14 protein-coding genes are annotated in these 18,770 nt (G+C 64.4%); 8 read left to right on the top strand and 6 right to left on the bottom strand.

Annotated elements, in window-relative coordinates; genetic code table 11:
* The first annotated feature begins 1 nt into the window (after position 1).
* From SJY41_RS18520 to SJY41_RS18530, 3 genes are read left to right on the top strand one after another with little or no spacing between them, the layout of a single operon-like run.
* On the top strand, positions 2–856 hold the full coding sequence (locus tag SJY41_RS18520) for an FAD:protein FMN transferase (protein WP_380783684.1): 855 nt from the start codon (positions 2–4) through the stop codon (positions 854–856).
* The gene (locus SJY41_RS18525) at positions 853–2,124 is read left to right on the top strand and encodes a Gfo/Idh/MocA family protein (RefSeq protein WP_380783685.1); all 1,272 of its coding nucleotides are present in this window, start codon (positions 853–855) and stop codon (positions 2,122–2,124) included. The genes SJY41_RS18520 and SJY41_RS18525 overlap by 4 nt, the downstream gene beginning before the upstream one ends.
* Before the next feature lie 14 nt (positions 2,125–2,138).
* Positions 2,139–3,296 (top strand): Gfo/Idh/MocA family protein, encoded by a 1,158-nt coding sequence (locus SJY41_RS18530; RefSeq protein WP_380783686.1) that lies wholly within the window; start codon positions 2,139–2,141, stop codon positions 3,294–3,296.
* 514 nt (positions 3,297–3,810) lie between these two features.
* On the opposite strand, the gene SJY41_RS18535 is transcribed toward SJY41_RS18530, so the two are convergent.
* Positions 3,811–6,459, bottom strand: coding sequence for a M1 family metallopeptidase (locus tag SJY41_RS18535; protein WP_380783687.1), 2,649 nt, complete (start codon positions 6,457–6,459; stop codon positions 3,811–3,813).
* 735 nt (positions 6,460–7,194) lie between these two features.
* Here SJY41_RS18535 and SJY41_RS18540 point away from each other — a divergent pair.
* The gene (locus tag SJY41_RS18540) at positions 7,195–7,452 is read left to right on the top strand and encodes a hypothetical protein (protein ID WP_380783689.1); all 258 of its coding nucleotides are present in this window, start codon (positions 7,195–7,197) and stop codon (positions 7,450–7,452) included.
* Between the two features lie 98 nt (positions 7,453–7,550).
* Here SJY41_RS18540 and SJY41_RS18545 read toward each other — a convergent pair whose 3' ends face one another.
* On the bottom strand, positions 7,551–7,817 hold the full coding sequence (locus SJY41_RS18545; RefSeq protein ID WP_380783690.1) for a hypothetical protein: 267 nt from the start codon (positions 7,815–7,817) through the stop codon (positions 7,551–7,553).
* A gap of 374 nt (positions 7,818–8,191) precedes the next feature.
* Between SJY41_RS18545 and SJY41_RS18550 the strand changes: the two genes are divergently transcribed.
* On the top strand, positions 8,192–11,101 hold the full coding sequence (locus SJY41_RS18550; protein ID WP_380783691.1) for a TonB-dependent receptor domain-containing protein: 2,910 nt from the start codon (positions 8,192–8,194) through the stop codon (positions 11,099–11,101).
* A 442-nt stretch (positions 11,102–11,543) separates the two neighbouring features.
* Here the strand turns inward: SJY41_RS18550 and SJY41_RS18555 are convergent, their stop codons facing one another.
* Positions 11,544–12,740, bottom strand: a complete 1,197-nt coding sequence (locus tag SJY41_RS18555) for a thiolase family protein (RefSeq protein ID WP_380783692.1) — start codon at positions 12,738–12,740, stop codon at positions 11,544–11,546.
* A gap of 124 nt (positions 12,741–12,864) precedes the next feature.
* Here SJY41_RS18555 and SJY41_RS18560 point away from each other — a divergent pair, with 124 nt between their 5' ends.
* Positions 12,865–13,653 carry an enoyl-CoA hydratase/isomerase family protein gene (locus SJY41_RS18560; protein ID WP_380783693.1) on the top strand — a complete coding sequence of 263 codons (789 nt, stop codon included), beginning with the start codon at positions 12,865–12,867 and terminating at the stop codon, positions 13,651–13,653.
* A gap of 6 nt (positions 13,654–13,659) precedes the next feature.
* Here SJY41_RS18560 and gorA read toward each other — a convergent pair whose 3' ends face one another.
* The 3 genes from gorA to pgi all read right to left on the bottom strand — a co-directional run bounded on the left by gorA (position 13,660) and on the right by pgi (position 17,161).
* Entirely contained in the window at positions 13,660–15,033 is a 1,374-nt protein-coding gene (gene gorA, locus SJY41_RS18565) for a glutathione-disulfide reductase (RefSeq protein WP_380783695.1), read from the bottom strand.
* 106 nt (positions 15,034–15,139) lie between these two features.
* Positions 15,140–15,535: a DUF4174 domain-containing protein gene (locus SJY41_RS18570; protein ID WP_380783696.1), complete on the bottom strand. Its 396-nt coding sequence runs from the start codon at positions 15,533–15,535 to the stop codon at positions 15,140–15,142.
* Between the two features lie 135 nt (positions 15,536–15,670).
* Positions 15,671–17,161: a glucose-6-phosphate isomerase gene (gene pgi, locus SJY41_RS18575; protein WP_380783697.1), complete on the bottom strand. Its 1,491-nt coding sequence runs from the start codon at positions 17,159–17,161 to the stop codon at positions 15,671–15,673.
* Between the two features lie 125 nt (positions 17,162–17,286).
* Between pgi and lepB the strand changes: the two genes are divergently transcribed.
* Complete coding sequence (lepB, locus tag SJY41_RS18580; protein ID WP_380784189.1) at positions 17,287–18,111, top strand: signal peptidase I; 825 nt, start codon at positions 17,287–17,289, stop codon at positions 18,109–18,111.
* Positions 18,108–18,770 carry a ribonuclease III gene (gene rnc, locus SJY41_RS18585; protein ID WP_107954640.1) on the top strand — a complete coding sequence of 221 codons (663 nt, stop codon included), beginning with the start codon at positions 18,108–18,110 and terminating at the stop codon, positions 18,768–18,770. The genes lepB and rnc overlap by 4 nt, the downstream gene beginning before the upstream one ends.

Genomic DNA, 18,770 nt, shown 5'->3' on the forward strand with positions numbered 1-18,770 from the left:
CGTGAGCATCGCCGCGCAGGTCGAGCGCTTCGTTGCGATGGGAACGCGGGTTGAGGTGCACGTGTTCGGCGGCGGGTTTGCGGATGCGCTGGCCGCGGCGCGGCGCGCGATCGAGGACGTCGACGATGCGTTGACCATCCATCGACCGTCGTCGACAACCGCCGTCAACGAGGGCCTGCTTGCCGGTCGGGACGTCACGATCGACGATCCGGTGCTGATCGAGGCGCTGATCGCGGTCCAGGAGGTGCACGCGCTGACTGACGGGGCGTTCGATCCCGCCATCGATCACCGGTTCGGCGGGGCGGGGTGGGGCGACGTGGTTTTCGACCCGCGTACGGCACGAATCTCGGCGATGCGACCGCTGGCACTGGATTTCGGCGGCTTCGGCAAGGGGTTCGCGCTCGATCGGGCTTGTGCGGCATTGCGCGATGCGGGCGTCGTTTGCGCGTGTCTTTCGGCAGGCGAGAGCTCGCTCGCGGTGATCGGCGAGCATCCGCTCGGGGGTGGCTGGCCGTTCGCGATACCGCATCCGTCGCGGGCGGACGCGGTGCTGGTCGAGCTCGAACTCCTCGACGAGGCTTTGTCGATATCGACGACGGTGGGCGCAGGGACGCACGCGCCCGAACGTGCCGCGATGATCCGACCGAGCGACGGCGCGATCGTTACCGCTGCGCGCTGTGCGGTGGCCGTCGATCGCAACGGCGGCAAGGCGGAGGCGCTGAGCACCGCGCTGCTCGTCGCCGATGACAATCGCACGCGACGGATGCTGAAGGCCGCGCCGGCCAGACGTTTTCTATATGATCTTTCCCAAGCGGCGGCGCTGACCGTCGATGTAGCGAGGATGCACGTGGCATGACCGACAAGGATTTCGACCTCTCGCGGCGATCGTTCATCGATCGCGTGCTGACGGCGACGGCGGGCGCAGGGATGGCGGCGGCGGCGCCCTGGGCAGCGTCGGCTGCTTCGGCGGTGGGTGCCGATCCGGTGAAGACGAACCCGGTCCGGCTCGGCGTGATCGGCACGGGGGACCGCGGCCGTACGCTGATCCAGAACATCGCCAAAACACGCAACTGCACGGTCACGTCGATCTGCGATACCTATGCGCCGAACCTGACGAAGGCGCAGCAGTGGGTCGGTCCTACAACGCGCAATTTCAGCGATCACCGCGCGATGCTCGACGCGGGCGGGATCGATGCGGTGGTGATTGCGACGCCGCTGCATATGCACGCACGCCACAGCTTGGATGCGTTCGATGCGGGGCTGCATGTGTGGTGCGAGAAGGCGATGGCGCGCACGATCGCCGATTGCGGCGCGATGGTGACGCGTTCGAAGACCGCGAACAAGGTGCTCCAGATCGGCCACCAGCGGATGTTCCACCCGACGTATCTCAATGCCCTGAAGCGCGCCAAGGCCGGCGAGATCGGTTCTCTCACGCAGATCCGGGCGAGCTGGCACCGCAACAATGCCTGGCGCCGCGCGGTGCCCGCCGATGCGACCGACCGCCAGATCAACTGGCGCCTGTACCGCGACAGCTCGGCGGGGTTGATGACCGAACTGGCGACGCACCAGCTCCAGATCGGCAACTGGTTCTTCGATGCGGCGCCGACGCGGGTGATCGGCTCGGGCAGCATCTGCTTCTGGAAGGACGGCCGCGAGGTCTACGACCATGTCGCGCTGATCTACGAATACGCGGGCGGGCGGAAGTTTATCTATACTTCGTTGCTGAACAACGCGCGCTATGGCTGCGAGGAGCAGATCCAGGGCAGCAAGGGCACGATCGAGCCCGAACTCGGTCGTATCTATCAGGAGGTGCCGGCCAAGGTGCTGGCGCTGCAGCGGATGCAGAACGACGTCGCGCGGGGGCACAAGCGCACCGTACCGATCGGCGGCGCCACCTGGTTCCCCGAACTACCCGTGACGACGCCCGGCGAGTCGCTTGGCTGGGGCGAATATGACGAGACGATGCTGCAGTTCGAGGGTTTCGGTGCCGCGGTGCGTGCGGGCAAGCCGCTGCCCGGCCTGTTGCGCCAGGCCTATCAGGCGAGCGTCGCGTCATTACTCGGCGAACAGGCGATGGACCGCGGCGAAGCGATGACCTGGCCGACGAATCTGGTTGCGATCTGACAAGGGGAATAGCTGTGACCGATACCAACCGACGCGGGATTCTCGGGCTCGGCCTGACGGCAGGCCTTGCCGCCGGGTTTGCTGCGGACGCGTTCGCGCAATCCGCCACGCGCGGCGATGCGCCGACCGAAAGCGCTGTCGCGCGTCCGGTCCCCGAGGCCAAATACCGCGTCCCGTTCGCGGTGATCGGCATGGATCACAACCATATCTACGGCATAACCGATGCGATTATCCGCGGCGGCGGCGTGCTCACCGCGTTTTACGCGACTGATCCGAAGCAGATCGCGATGTTCAGGAAGCGGTACGGTGACGTGAAGCTTGCCCGGTCCGAACAGGAGATCCTCGACGACCGCGCGATCAAGCTGGTGTGCAGCGCGGCGATCCCGAGCCTGCGCGCGCCGCTGGGCATCCGGGTCATGCGCGCGGGCAAGGATTACCTCAGCGACAAGGCGGCGGTGACGACGCTCAAGCAACTCGCCGACGTCCGCCGTGCGATCAAGGAAACCGGGCGGAAATACGGGATCATGTATTCCGAACGGCTCGAGGTGCCTGCCGCGGTGATGGCGGGGCAGCTCGTCCATGACGGCGCGATCGGGCGCGTGATCCAGACGGTGAACCTCGCGCCGCATCGGCTGTCTGCCGCGAGCCGTCCCGCCTGGTTCTGGGACCCGGCGCAGAACGGCGGCATCCTGACCGATGTCGGCAGTCATCAGGCCGACCAGTTCGTCTATCTGACCGGCAGCAAGCGCGCGCAGGTGCTCGCTTCGCAGACCGGCAATTTCGGCAATCCCGCGCATCCCAAGTTCGAGGATTTCGGCGACATGATGCTGAGCGGCGATGGCGGCGCCGGCTATGTCCGTGTCGACTGGTTCACGCCCGATGGCCTGCCGACCTGGGGCGATGGCCGCCTCTTCATCCTCGGCACCGAGGGCTATATCGAGCTCCGCAAATATGTGGATATCGCCGGGCGGCCGGGCGGCAACCACCTGCTGATCGCCGACAAGAAGGGGACGCGGTATCTCGATTGCTCGAAGGTGCCGTTGCCGTTCGGGCCACAGTTCGTGACGGATATCGTCGAACACACGTCGGTCGCGCAGGATCAGGATGGTGCGTTGCTTGCGGCCGAACTCGTGCTGACCGCGGAGGCACGCGCGACGCCGGCAATACGGTGAACCGTTGCCGTCGCTATCGGCGATCGGTTTCGGCGTCGCGCCCGCATTTGCAAGGCCCTCGATTGGCCAGGCCGCGCTCCGTTCAGCGAGTATGTCGACTCACGGGCTTCCCCTGTCCGAGCGTCGCCGATGGGCGTTCCCGCAGGGAAGGCTATCAGATGCTTGATCGCTAGGCGGCACGTCGCCCTGCCAGACCAGGAATACTCAGCAATCGACGCGAAACGAACACCTTGGTTCAATCAGGCAATGGATGAACCAAGGTATCTTCTTTGTCCGCGGTCTCGACATGGTCCACGCGAGTTCCGCATGATCACGCTGCTTACTATCTCAGACGAGTATTCGCACGGCCTGGATCGTCTCTGAGAAGCGCATGCTGCATAGCCTTTAGTCGATTTCAAACATACCGAGATCAAGCTGCAGCCGAAGGTGGGAATGCAACACTATGCCGACCATGACCGGATATGGGCCGGTTGCTCCATGAAGGCGGCTGCGACTCCCACTTAACCGCTGACGGCTAGCCGCCGTTGGCGATGGCTGTCGCGATCTCAGACATTTTCGCGTCCTTCAGCGTGCCGCAGAGCCGGATCGACTCTAGCGCGCGCTGATAGGCTAACAGCCCGGCGTTCGCCTTGCGGACGGCCGACCCGACTTTCGCATCGATGCTGGTGGCGCGATCAACGCCGCACTGCGATGCAAACGCCGACGGCAGCCGGCTGGTGATGAAGATGCCATTGGCGCCCGCCACCAGCCGGTCATAGTTCGCCAACAGCCAGTCGGTGCCGAGATCGCGCGTCTCGACCGTGCCCACGATGCCAAAGATAACCTGCAATCGGTCGAAGCCGCGCAGGCGTTTGTCGTCCAGCGAGAGCAGGTATCTGGAAACGTCGGCGCGACCGCTCGAAGCCGCTGCCGCCAAAGCGCTCGATCGCAGCGTCGGGTCCTCACTGGACAGCCCGCGCTCGACGAGCATCTTGGCGACAGGCAAGCCACCTTCCTGCGCCAGCACGGTCAAGCCGTCAGCAAGGAATCCCGGATCGAGCGCAGTGGCATCGCCGCCGAGGAAACGGCTGGCCGCATCCTTCAGCTTCGCGCGAACAGCCGGGTCGTGCGCGTCGTCCGCCACGAGTCCGACAAGCCTATGACGCAGGTTCTGGCGTCCGGGATCGTCGCTCGCATGAGCGCCGACCGCCGGATCAAAACCGAGCTTCGTCAGTTGCGGCGTGTAGATCGAGGTCATAAGCGACCGGTACGCCGGTAGCGACGCCGGCGCGATCAGGCCGCGTGATCGCCAGCCCGCGATCCGTTCGCCCGGATCGATGCTCGCGGCCGCATCCGGATTGACGGCCATGGCGCGCGCCTCGGCGATCAGCCACGCGGCGGGTGCCTTGCCGGCCCGGAACGATGCCCAGAGGCTGTCGGTGGTCGCGATGGCTTCGCCGGGCGAAAGCGTGGCAGATGATGCGATCAGTGCCTGCCAGTCCGCCGGCGCGAGATCGAAGCGGTAATAGCCGGTGCCGCCGACGTTCGGCATCACCACGCGTCCGGCGGGGACGGTCAGCGTTGCCGTCTTCGCGTCCAGCAATGTGCACTGTTTGCGCGTGTCGATCCGCAGGCAGAAGGGTATGGTCCACTGCAGCGGTGCCGGCTTCGACCCGAGAAAAGCGTAGCGCGCCTGAACGGCCGTCAGCTTGCCCCCGTCGCGTCGCACGTCGATCACTGGTACGCCCTGCTGGTCGACGAAACTCGTAAGCGCCGCAAGCACCTTGGGATCGTGCGCCGCATCGGCGATAGCTTCGAAGAACTGCTCCGAGGAGGCGTTGCCATAGGCATGGCGCTTCAGGTGGAGGCGCACACCGGCCTTGAACTTGTCATCGCCGAGATAGGCGGCGATCATCGCAACGACCTGGCCCCCCTTGCCGTAGGTAATATTGTCAAACGCGGCATCGATCTGGCTGTTCTCGGTGATCGCCTGATGGATCGGGCGCCCGACCTCGAGCGCATCGGTATTCATCGCGGCGAACCCCTCGGCGATCGCGCCGACACCGATGCCGAGGTTGGGCCGCCACTCGTTGCCGATACGGTACCCCATCCAGTTGGCGAAACTCTCGTTAAGCCAGATATCACTCCACCACGCTGGCGAGACGAGATCGCCGAACCACTGGTGGGCCAGCTCATGGGCGACGATCATGCCGAACGCCTGCTTGTTGCTGGTCGTGGCGTTCCGGTCGAGGAAGATGATCCCGTCGCCATAGGTATCCGCGCCGGCGTTCTCCATCGCCCCGGGCATGATCGGCGAGCCGATCTGGTCCAGCTTGGGGAACGGAAAAGGCTCGCCGAAATAGCGCTCGAGCAGGCCCACGATCCGCGGGGTCTCCGTCATCACATAGCCCATCTTGTCCTTCTGCGCCTGCGTGGCCACGGCGCCGAATGGCATCGGGTGCCCTCGCTCCGGCGTCGGCGCGATCGTTCCCGAAAGCCTGGCGAAGGGCCCGGTATCGATCGCGACCAAGTAGGTCGGCAGCGGTTTGGTTGGAGCGAAGCGATGCGTCTCCAGCCCCGCGCCGGTTTTCGTCACACCGGTTGCGGGGCTGTTGCTCACGACCGTCATCCCCGGGTGGGTGGTGACGGTAACGGTGAACGGTTGCTTGAACCCGGGCTCGTCGAAGGACGGGAACGCGGCACGGGCATCGATGCTCTCGAACTGGGTCCAGCTGTACCAGCGATCTCCGACCTTCACGTGGTAGAGGCCCGACGCGTCGTCGCCGATCTTGCCGCGATAGTCGAACACCAGCGTGGCGGCCCCCGCCGGAACGACGCTGGCAAAGTCGAGCCGCGCGGTACCCGATGCGTCGACCTGCGTGAAGGTGGCTGGGACGATGGTGCTGCCGATCCGGGCGAAGACTTTGGTAACGACCAGGTCACGGCCATGCAGATAGAGCTTGCTGGTCCTGCCTTTCAGCGTGACGTCGATTTCGTCATGACCGGTAAAACCCTCGCTCTCGGGAAGGATCGTCAGATCGAGACGATACGCCTTAGGCACTGCTGCGTCGGCAAGTCGTCCCTTGGGCGCGTTTGCATCCGGGACGATACCCTTGGTGAGCGACTGGCCGAACGCCGACGTCGATAGCAGCACAGCGGCTGTCAGCATGATCCCGGTACGCACCGATTTTCCTCTTATACTCATGCCCGGCACGCTAAGTCGTTACGATCATTACGGCAAGCTAGCGGGCTGGATGCACTCGCGTCCGCGGTGACGAACGTCTGAAGCTTGCGGGGTTGGGCGCTAGCTGGATGGCAGCTGTGAGTAAGCCAGCCGAGGGGGTTCTGGCGGTGAACGCTCAATTTTAAAGAATTGCCGGCGCCTTACATCGTTCTTGATATCGGACATGCGGTTGATTTCGCCTGCAACGGCGGAGCGGTCTATGTTTAATTACTCGAGTGATTGGTTCGCAACCGGCCGTCGCAAAGCCTATTGCCCGGCGACTTTGGGGAGAGTTATTCTCCTCGAACTGCTCGGCTTTCCTTTTGTGGCGGCAGCCGTAGGGCCTGGAAGCTAACGGCCACTTCCAGACATCGGCGACGAGCACGTAAACGCCCAAAGCCGGTCGTAGATACGCCATTTCGGCGTGCTACAAAGCGGACATAGACCGGGCGGAAGGAACCTGACACCATACCGCATGTGGCGAGCTTTCCTTCCCTATCCGCCCTTTCCGTCTTGATGGCGTTGCTCACCGCTTCGTGTAGCCCTGCTGGCTTGCAGCGGCAGGATCAATTTGCGTGGGCAATTGAGGATGCAGACTCCACGTCCCCGCCGATTGTGCGCGTGCGGCTGACAGATTCGCCAAACGGCTCCGGCGCAGTCCGGTGTATGTTCGGTCGGACATTGATAGACGCAATCATGCAGGAGAATAGTCTGCCTATGACGGAAATGGGGTATCGAGAGGCGGTCGCATTCGCACTTTCCGCGCATGATCACAGCTATCGCTTTGCTCGACCCGCGTCATTGAAGGTGATCAATGAGTCGCAGGGCATCATGGATGCCGGATTGCTCAAAGGCTGCGAACTGATCAAGCATGGCAAGTCTGCCTTGTGGGCAGACATGCAAGCCACCGTAGTTGAAGGCCCTCACTTTCCGATGGGCAGTGGCCCGAGGTAGTTAGACCGTCCGCTTTTCGCCATATCGCCCAGATACCGGCCTGTCTGCAAACCTTCCCCTCCCGACCGTCTCGCTCCCAAGATTAACACACCTTGCGGCTACTGATGTTTGAACTTCCAGCTTCGTCCTTCGGCGGACGCGTCATTGACGAGCACGACCGGTTCTGGATCAAGCTCCGTGGGCCAGAGCACAAGTTCGCGTTCATTGATGAACTGAACTTCCAACGCGTCGCCGCTCTGCGGGAGCCCATAGGAAAGCGTCAGCCGATCGCCGGGCTCAAGCTCGTAGCATTCCGGCCATGGCTCAATCGAAATATAGATTGGTCCATCTTGCTTATTGACGATCGTGTGCTGGCTGGTGGGCATCCGTGGAATGTCTGCTATCTGCCCCGACCGTTCAATAGCGGCCGGACTGCTTTCCCTCCCATCTCAGTCATTCCGTGAACGCCGTCCTGGGGCGCTGGACGAGGCGGCATGTCATCACGAAGCGATCATTCGATCGATCGTCGCCGGGCTATAGTTAGCGGTCCGAAAGTCCGAGTAGTTTCCTGCGTAGGCGTGGCACTGAACGCATGTAGAATCTATTCTCGCCTGTCGCCCTGATGCCACACCATCGTCTTAATCGGCATTGTTCGATAGCAGCTTGGCCGGAACTGCTTGTCCAGGAAGCAATAGCCTGATTGTTTCCAAATGTTACGCGATCGTCATGTTCGCGAGACGGGTATCCGGGGGGGAATGCGATGCGCAAGACAAAGCTGCTTTATTCGGGGATCGCCACCGCTGCGCTGAGCATCGCCTTGGCCGGCGCGCCAGCATATGCGCAGGATGCGGACGGACGGAATGGGGGCGTTCAAACCACTGGCGCCGTACTGACCCAGGCGACGGAATCCGAGCAGCCCGGTGAGGAGATCGTCGTCACCGGATCGCGTATCCGCCGCGATCCGCTCGACCAGGCTTCGCCCGTCGTTACGATCGACGATGCCGCGATCCAGCGTACCGGTCTGACGTCGGTGGCGGACGTGTTGCAACGGCTGCCGAGTGCGTCCGGCGGACTCAACACCAAAGTCAATAATTCCGGCAATCTCGGCAATCCGCCCGACGGCGGCGGCGTCGGTGCCGGTGCAGCCGAGATCGACTTGCGCTATCTCAGCGCCAAGCGGACGCTCGTGCTGGTCGACGGCCTTCGCTACGTCAACGGGACCAGCGGCAGCGGTATCCCGTCGACGGTCGACCTCAACACCATCCCCGCCAGCATGATCGACCGGGTCGAAGTGCTGCAGGCCGGCGCGTCGCCGCTCTACGGCTCGGATGCGATCGCTGGCGTCGTCAATGTCATCACCAAGCAGCGGCAGTCCGGGCTCCGTCTCTCCGGGCAGTTCGGTACCTTCCGCGCCGGTGACGGCCACACCTACAATCTCGACGCGAGTTACGGCGTCCAGAGCAAAGAGACCGGGACGAGCCTGGTGTTCGGTGCCAGCTATGTAAATCAGAAGGCCGTGCGATCGGGTGACCGCTCCATCTCGCGATTCCCAAACCCGGGTCAGACCGCCTGCACCGACCCGGTCGGCGGCTGTAGCAGTGCAGCCGTCAACGGCCGCTTTCTGACCAGTTTTGGCAACCAGACGATCAGCGGCCCGCCTGATGCAACGCCGACCCTGGCCGAGCTCCGGCCATTCACCGCTGCCGACCGGTTCAACTTTGCACCGTTCAACTATTTGCTGACACCGTCCGAGCGCTACGGCGCGTGGGTGAGCTTTCGCCAGGAGCTCAACAGCGACACCAATCTGCGCGTCAAGGCGTCGTACAATCGACGCAACTCACAGAACCAGGCAGCGTTCGAGCCGCTGTTCATCGGCCCCGATGCGGGCAACGGCGCCGGCAGCCTGTTCGACACGCTTAGCTTCGATGCAACTAACCCGTACAATCCCTACGGCGTGACGCTGGAGTCCGGCGTCAATCCGGACGGTACGCCCAACGGCCGCACCGCCAACTATTCCTTCATCGCCCGTCGCCTGGTCGAGGCCGGACAGCGCACCTTCAATCAACAGGTCGATACGTTTGCGGCTACCGCAACCCTGGACGGTTCGTTCAACGTTGGCGCGCGTAAGTTCTACTGGGATGCCAATGCGGCGCTCGGCGTAAACGACGCGCATCAAAGCTTCACCGGCAACGTGCGTGCCGATCGCGTCGCGTTGGCGATCGGTCCGATCGCGAATTGCACGGGGGGTTGCGTGCCGTTGAACCTGTTCGGGGGCGCCGGTTCGATCACGCCGGCAATGCTGAACTATATCGGCTTCACCGAACGCGACAAAAGCGACCAGCACCTCTGGGACTACACGCTCAACGTCAGTGGCGAGCTTTTTGACCTTCCCGCTGGCGCAGTGGCCGTCGCGGTCGGGTATGAACATCGCATCCAGAGCGCGAGCTTCACGCCGGACCCGATCGTCGCGGCAGGCCTGGGCGCCGACATCCCCGCGCAGCCGGCGAGCGGTCGCTATAATTCGGACGAGGTCTATGCCGAACTTCGGGTGCCCCTGCTGAAAGACGTTCCGTTCTTCGCCTCGCTCGAAGTCGACGGCGCCGTGCGGCATGCCAATTATTCGCTGAGCGGCAGCAGCACGACCTATACCGGTACGGGCTTGTGGAAGCCGGTCGCGGACCTGCTGGTCCGCGGATCGTACACCACCGGCTTCCGGGCGCCGAGCCTGGGCGAGCTGTTCGGCGGTCGATCGCGCTTCGATCTCCCTGTGACCGATCCGTGCTCGAGCGCTTCGACCGGGCAGTTCCAGACCAATGCGACGGTGCGGGCCAATTGTATCGCCGACGGGGTGCCAGCCAATGGCAGCTATGCCGAGGAGCCGGGTCAGCTGCCGGTCCTGACGCAGGGCAATCGCAATCTCAGTCCCGAGAAGTCGCGCAACATCACAGCGGGCATGGTCTATTCGCCGCGATGGGCGCGCAACGGCGGGTTCGCCAGCCTGTTCAACGTCGAAGCGAACTATTACGATATCCGCGTTCGCCAAGCGATCGCGGCGTTCGATCCCAATGTAACGCTCAACAACTGCGCCCTTAACGGCGACGCGGCGAGTTGCGCGCTCGTGGTCCGCACCGCCAACGGCTTCATCAACCAGATCACAGGGACGCTGCAGAACCTCGACAGCATCCACACCCGCGGCATCGATCTCACCGCCAACTACCGCACGCCCGAAACCGGTGTCGGCAGCTTCGGGCTGTCGCTCAGCGCAACGCGGCTACTCAAATATGTCCTGTCGGCGTCGAACGGCTTCGTCGTGCTCGATCGCAAGGGCACCGAGCGCGGCAGTCCGGACCAGGCATTCCCCAAGTACAAGGGTAATGCGACCATCGACTGGCAGTCGGACTGGCTCGGCGCGTCGTTCACCGGTCGCTACATCGACGGCGTCGTCGAATCCGGTGCGGACAACCGGCTCAACAGCCGCCTCTACGGCGACGTCCAACTCCGCCTGACGCCGTTGTTGATGGGCAAGCGCCTCGGGATCGCCGCCGGCGTCAACAACGTGTTCAACTCCGGTCCGCCAGCATGCATTACGTGCAGCCTCAACAATTTCGATCCGACGACCTACGATGTTCCAGGCCAGTTCGGTTATCTGAAGCTCACGGTCGGGTTGTGACGATGAACGGGCCGGCCATGTGCCGGCCCGCGCAGCCGGCGTTTGGTAACGCATGCCTAAGCCCCAATCGCCGAAATGTGCGCTTCAGCGTGACCGGCGGCAATGCTGAGCGCTGTGTTTGTTGCCTGTGGGGAAGGACCAACCGACCTCAGAAGGCGCAACGCTGTCGTTCGAAAGCAGCCATTCCGCTTTCATCTTCGATTACGACCTTCATGTGAGATAACAGACGCCAAAAGCGGTCGTAACGCGAGCATGAACGAACGTTGGCCGTTCAACGTGTTCGGACGACGGTAGATCGCCTCAGGCCCCATCCGCTTCCTACCGTCGCGACATGCCGTCACTCAATGCTCTCGCCCTCTTCTCTCCTCTTTGCGGCCAGCATGGCGCTGGCAGATCCGCAATCCACTCATTCCCTGCTGTTCAAATTCCAGAACAACCTCTCTCAGACAATTTCGAATAGCCCCGCCGCGCCCATGCCGCCGGCGGTGCACATCGATACGACGACATAGCGCACGCCGCGTTTGCGTCCTTCGATCAGGGCGTGGCCAACGAGCCGGGAGCCGGTCATGCCGAACGGATGGCCGACCGCGATCGCGCCGCCGTTGACGTTGTAGCGTTCCGGATCGATGCCCAGATGGTCGCGGCAATACAGGCACTGCGACGCGAACGCCTCGTTCAGTTCCCACAGGCCGATATCGCCGACCGACAACCCCGCGCGCTCGAGCAATTTGGGAATCGCGAAGACGGGGCCGATGCCCATCTCGGCCGGATCGCACCCCGCCGACTGGAACCCGCGGTAGATGCCGAGAATGTCCTTGCCCTCGGCCTCGGCGGTCTTGCGATCCATCAGGATCTGCGCCGACGCCCCGTCCGACAACTGACTGGCGTTGCCCGCCGTGACGCTCGATCCCGGCCCGGAGAACGCGCCCCCCGGCCATACCGTCTTCAATCCCCGCAAGCCCTCGAGCGTGGTTCCCGCGCGGATGCCCTCGTCCTGCGTCAGCGTCACGACCTCGGTGCCGGTACGGATGCCCTGTTTGTCGAACAGCGCCTTCTCGACGGTGATCGGTACGATCTCTTCCAGGAAGGCGCCGTTCGCCACTCCCGCGGCGGCCCGTTGCTGGCTCATGGCGCCGTATTCGTCCTGCGCCTCACGGCTGATACCGTATTTTTCGGCGACGATCTCGGCGGTCTCGATCATCGGGATATAGGCGGCCGGCTGCTTGGCCGTGACGCTCTGGTTGACGAAGCGCGGCGCGTCCTTGGTCACCGTGTAGCTGATCGATTCCATGCCACCTGCGAGCGCGACGTCCGCCTCGTCGCACATGATCGTCCGTGCCGCGAGCGCCACGGCTGTCAGTCCCGACCCGCATTTGCGATCGAGCGTGAAGGCGGGCACCGATTGCGGTAGTCCACCTGCGAAGATCGCCATCCGCCCGGCATTCCCGCCCTGCGTACCCCATTGATTCCCGACGCCCCAGAACACTTCGTCGATCCGCACGGGGTCGATCCCGGCACGCTCTACCGCTGCGTTCATCACATGCGCGGCGAGCACCGGCGCCTCGGTGGCGTTGAACGCCCCGCGATAGGCTTTGCCGATGCCGGTACGGGCAGTCGAAACGATGGCGGCTTCACGCATGCTGGAACCTTTCGAGGATCGGGTATGTATGCGATCTAGGCTTTGGCGACGGCGTTTGGAAGCGGTTTGACGCTATCCATGGTGCGCCCCGAACGATATCGAGGCGGAATTCAGGAGGGCGGCAATGACCGATCAGGCTCGTATCGATGGTGTCCACGTCGCAAGCGACGGTCACGTCGCGATCGTGACGTTCGCGCGGGCGCCCTTCAATTTTGCGGATCTGGCACTGATAGAATCGATCGGCGCTGCTTTTGCTGCGGCCGATGCCGACCCGGACGTGCGCGCGATCGTGTTGCAATCGGAGGGCCGGGTGTTCTGTGCGGGCGCGGATCTCGTGAATGCCAATCCGGTCGCGGAAGATCGCGCGGCGGGCGAGCGCAATCCGTTCTACGTGGCCGCGGCCAAGTTGTTTGCGGTGGAGACGCCAGTGGTCGCCGCGATCCAGGGCGCGGCGGTCGGCGCGGGGCTCGGGCTTGCCTTGGTCGCCGACTTCCGCGTAGCGTCGCCCGAGGCGAAGTTCGTCGCCAACTTCGTGCAGATCGGGTTCCATCCCGGCTTCGGTATCTCCGCCGTGCTGGAGCGTGTGATCGGTCGCCAGCGCGCGCTGCTGATGAACCTGACGGGCCGCCGTATCCGGGCCGAGCAGGCAGCGGAATGGGGTTTGGCGGACGCGATCGTGCCGGCCGAACGATTGCGCGCGGAAGCATTGTCGCTGGCGCAGGAGATCGCGGCAGGCGCACCGCTGGCGGTCGCGTCGACGCGCACGACGATGCGCGGCGACCTGTTCGCGCTGGTCCAGGCGCAGACCGATCACGAACTCGCAGAACAGGCGTGGCTACAAAAGACCAACGACTTCGCTGAGGGCGTGCGCGCGGTCAGCGAGCGCCGTCCCGGCAATTTCACCGGGACCTGAAGCCGCCTACTTCATCAACACGAGTTCTTCCGCCATCGTCGGGTGCAGCGCGACCGTCGCGTCGAAATCGGCCTTGGTGAGGCCAGCCTTAACCGCAACCGCGGCCGATTGCAGGATCTCGGGGCAGTCTGGGCCGATCATGTGGATGCCGACGACGCGGTCGGTCTCGCCGTCGCAGATCATCTTGTAGAGCGAACGCTCGTTACGGCCGGCCAGCACGTTCTTCATCGGGCGGAAGTCGGACGTGTAGACCTTCACCGAACCTAGCGCTGTCTTGGCCTGCGATTCGGTCATGCCGACGCCGGCCATCGGCGGGTGGCTGAACACCGCGGCGGGGACGTTGGCGTAATCGACGCGGGTCGGCTTGTTGCCGAAGAACGTGTCCGCGAACGCCTGCCCTTCGCGGATCGCCACGGGGGTGAGCTGGATGCGATTGGTGACGTCGCCCACCGCGAAGATGCTGCCGCAACTCGACCGGTTGTCCTCGTCGACGATCACGGCGCCCGCCGCATCCATCGTCACGCCGGCGGTTTCGAGGCCCAGGCCCTTGGTATTGGGCAGGCGACCGGTCGCGAACATCACGAGGTCGACGGTGATCGGCTCGTGCCCGCTCATGCTGACCTTGAGGCAGCCGTTCTCATCCTTCTCGATGCTTTCGAACGCGGCGTTGAAGCGGAAGTCGATGCCCTTGCTCATCGAGATCTGAAGCAACCGGTCGCGGATCGATTCGTCATAGCCGCGCAGGATCACGTCGGTGCGGTTGACCAGCGTGACGTGCGAGCCGAACTGGTGGAATATCCCGGCGAACTCGTTGGCGATGTAGCCGGCGCCCGCGATCAGCACGCGCTTCGGCACGTCGTCGAGATGGAAGACCTCGTTCGAGGTGATGCCGTGCTCGGCACCGGGGAACTCGGGCACCAGCGGATGCGCGCCGACCGCGATCAGGATCTTCGCGGCGGTCTTCGTGGTGCCATCGGCCAGCGTGACTTCGTTCGGGCCGGAGACGACCGCGCGCTGGTGGATGATGTCGACATGGTTGTTCTGGAGCGTGGTCGTGTAGGCGCCGTTGATCCGGTCGACCTCCTCCATCACGTTGTCGCGCAGCGTCGGCCAGCTGAACGCGCAATCGTCGGGCACCTGCCAGCCAAAGCGCTTGGCGTCCTTCAGATCTTCGGCAAAATGCGCGCCGTAGATCAGCAGCTTCTTCGGCACGCAGCCACGGATGACGCAGGTGCCGCCGACCCGGTATTCCTCGGCGACCGCGACGCGGGCACCGTGCGCAGCGGCAACGCGCGATGCCCGCGTGCCGCCCGAGCCGGCGCCGATGACGAAGAGGTCGTAATCATATTGGGGGTCGGTCACGGATTTGGTGTCGGTCACGGGCAGTCCTCGTAGGTCGCGTGCCGCGGGGCGGCTTTGCATGCCATCTGGGGCAGGGGGCGCTAAGCGGCAACCCCGGCGCGACGATCACGCTGATCGGCTCAGCCTATCGCTGGCCCGCCTTGCGCATCGGCATAGCGTCGATTGTGGCTTCCAGTGCGGCGGCCGAGAAGGGCCTGGCACTGCGCAGCTTTTCGCCGCCGTCCTTGCCGATGAGGATCGCGGTGAAGGTGGTGGGCATGTGGTATTTGCGACGGAGTGCGGCCGCGGAGTCCGACGCGCCGCGGACTTGGTCCCCGATGATTTCGACGATGCTGAGGTCGCGCGCGGCGGCGTTGGCTTTCCAACCAGCGAGGATGCGGCGTTGCTCGGCGAGCGTCGCGTCTCCCGCGGTCGGGGCGGCGACGATCAACACACGCCGCTCCCACTTCATCTGCGCAACGGTGGGCGAGGCGGCAAGCGCTACGGCGAGGAGGACGGACATGATGGAGCAACGCGCCACGCCGTCTCGTTCTCCCGCCTTCTTGTTCTCCCGCGAAGGCGGGAGCCCAGGATCACGATCGCTGTGGGTGGTATCCTGGGCCCCCGCCTTCGCGGGGGAACACGGAAGAGGAGAGGGCTGCCCTCCCCCGAACCCTCACCCAAAAGCGCGCTTGATCAGGTCATCCGTCGACGGATCGAACGTCTGTCCGCCCTTCTCCGCCGCCTTCGCCATTTCCTTGCCCAGCTCCACCCCGAACTGGTCGAACGAATTGATCCCGAGCAGCACGCCGTTCACGAACACCCGGTGCTCGTAGAACGCGATCAGCGCCCCCAGCGTGCGCGCATCCAGATCATCCAGCAGCAACGTCGACGACGGCCGATCGCCCGAATAGCTCCGCGCCGGATCCTCGACCTGCTTGCCCGCCATCAACGCCGCCCCCTGCGCAAACGCATTCAGCAACAGCGCACGGTGATGCTCGTCGGGCAGCGTATCGCCCGGCTCGATCACCGCGATGAACTCGACCGGCACGAGGTGCGTGCCCTGATGCAGCAACTGGAACACCGCATGCTGCGCTTCGGTGCCGACCCCGCCCCAGGTGATCGCCGCCGAGGGCCGCCCGAGCGGCTGGCCGTCGACCGTCACCGACTTGCCGTTCGACTCCATCTCCAGCTGCTGCAGATAGCTAGGCAGCAACCGCAGCCGCTCGTCATAGGCGAACGGCGCACGCGTCTCGGCATGGCGGATCTGCGTATAATACAGGTCCGCGAACGCGGCGAGCGCAGGCGCATTCTCATGCCATGCCGAAAGCCGGAAGTGGCGGTCCATCTCAGCTGCACCCTCCAGAAGCTCCTCGAACTTGTCCCAGCCAAGCGCGATCGCCGCCGGGAACCCGATCGTCGACCACAGCGAATACCGCCCGCCGACGCTCTCGGAGAACGGCAGGATGCGCGTCTCGTCGACGCCCCATTCCATCGCCTTTTCCGGCGACGCGGTCAGCGCGATCACGCGGCCGTAAGGGTCCTCGACGTTGTTCTCCGTCATCCACTGCAGCACGCTTTCGGCGTTCATCAGCGTTTCGGTCGTGGTGAAGGTCTTCGACGCGACGACGAGCAGCGTCGCCGCCGGATCGAACTTCGCGAACACGTCTTCCAGCGCGACGCCGTCGACATTCGCGACGATCGCGACGTCGTATTTCTTGTCCTCGCGACCCAGCGCATCGACCAGCAACTGCGGCCCCAGCGCCGAACCACCGATGCCGACGTGCAGCACATGCCGGACCGGACCCAGCGCCTCAGCCTCGATCGCGTCGATCAGCGTGCGCATCCGCTGGTGGCTCGCCTGCGCGATCGCGACGCTCTCGGGCTTGCCCTCGCCGCGCTCGGCGGTGTGCTCGACCGCGCGGCCTTCGGTGACGTTGACGATCTCGCCCGAGAACATCGCCTGGCGCTTGCCCGCCAGGTCCTGCGCCTTGGCCATCTCCTCGAACGCCGTCACCATGTCCGTCGTCAGATGCGTCTTCGACCAGTCGAAATGGATGCCCGCGACGTCGAGGCTCAGCTTCGAAAGTCGCTCCGAATCCTGTGCGAACAGGTCGGTCAGCTTGGTGGCGGGCAGGGCTTCGATCTTGGACCAGTCGGCGGTCATGCTACTTCTCCGAATAGACGTGCGCGCCGGTCATGCTGCAAGCGCGAGACCGCGACAACGTTCTTTCGGTGATAGGTATCCTGCGCAAGCTTGACGGCACGCGCGGTCTGCGCAAACCCGCGCGCATGGCAAATGACGTGAAGACCAAACCAAAGCGGTCCGAGACCCCCCGTTCTGAAATGGGCGAGACCTTCCGCTTCCTGCTGAAGCTGGCGGTGATCGTGCTGATCCTGCGCAGCTTCATCTTCGCGCCGTTCAGCATCCCGTCCGAATCGATGCTGCCCCGGCTGCTGATCGGCGACTATCTCTTCGTCTCGAAGTGGAACTACGGCTATTCGCGCTGGTCGCTGCCTGCCGGCATCCCGCTGATCCCCGGCCGCATCTTCGGCAGCACCCCCACCCGCGGCGACGTCGTCGTCTTCCGCGCGCCCGAGGTGCTCGACCACGACGTCATCAAGCGCGTCATCGGCCTGCCCGGCGAGACCGTGCAGATGCGCCAGGGCACCGTCTACCTCAACGGCAAGGCGATCCCGAAGCTCCGCATCGCCGACTTCACGATCCCGCTGACCGCCAATTTCAACGCCGAGAAGTGCGGCGCGCCGTTCGTCGACGTCGTCGCGAACGTTCAGATCTGCCGCTACCCGCGCTTCCGCGAAACGCTTCCCGGCGGGCGCACATACGAAGTCCTGGACCAGGCCGAACTCCCCGACCGCGACGATACCGGGCTCTACACGATCCCCGCCGGTCACATCTTCGTGATGGGCGACAACCGCGACGACAGCGGCGACAGCCGGTTCCCCGCGCCGCAAGGCATGGGTTACGTCCCACTCGCAAACGTCGAGGGCAAGGCGGTCGTCAACTTCTTCTCGACCGACGGCGATGCCGAATGGCTGAAGCCGTGGACCTGGGTCAGTGCGGCGCGCTGGAGCCGCATCGGGGAAGGCTTTTGAGCGACCTCGCCGGCTGGCTGAAGACGCTCTTCGGCCGCGCACCGACCAACCTCGCCCCCTATGAGCGCGCGCTGACGCACGGCAGCCAGGCCGCCGCGAACTACGAGCGACTCGAGTTCCTGGGCGACCGCGTCCTCGGCTTGATCATCGCGGAATGGCTCTACGAACTGTTCGCCACAGACCCCGAGGGCTCGCTGTCGAAACGCCTCAACGCACTCGTCACCGGCCCGGTCTGCGCCGACGTCGCGCGAGAACTCGGCGTCCGCGCGCACCTCAAACTCGGCAAGCAGGCCCGCGACGACGGCGCCAGCGACAGCGACAACGTGCTCGGCGACGTAATGGAAGCGCTGATCGGCGCCTGGTATCAGGAAGCCGGCCTCGACGCAGCGCGCGCCTTCGTTCGCGGCGCTTGGGGGGATCGCGTCCAGGCTGGCGCAAAGGCCCCGCAACACCCCAAATCCGCCCTCCAGGAATGGGCCGCCGCCCACAACCGCAAGCCCCCCGAATACACCATCGTCGAACGCACCGGCCCCGGCCACGCCCCCAAATTCACGATGCTCGTGTCGGTCGGCAAACTCGCCGAAGCGACCGCGACCGGCTCTAGCAAGCAGGAAGCCGAGACCGCAGCGGCGAAGGCATTGCTCGAGAAGCTCGGCTAA

The organism is Sphingomonas sp. R86520 (assembly GCF_042466285.1).
Taxonomy (GTDB): Bacteria; Pseudomonadota; Alphaproteobacteria; order Sphingomonadales; family Sphingomonadaceae; genus Sphingomonas.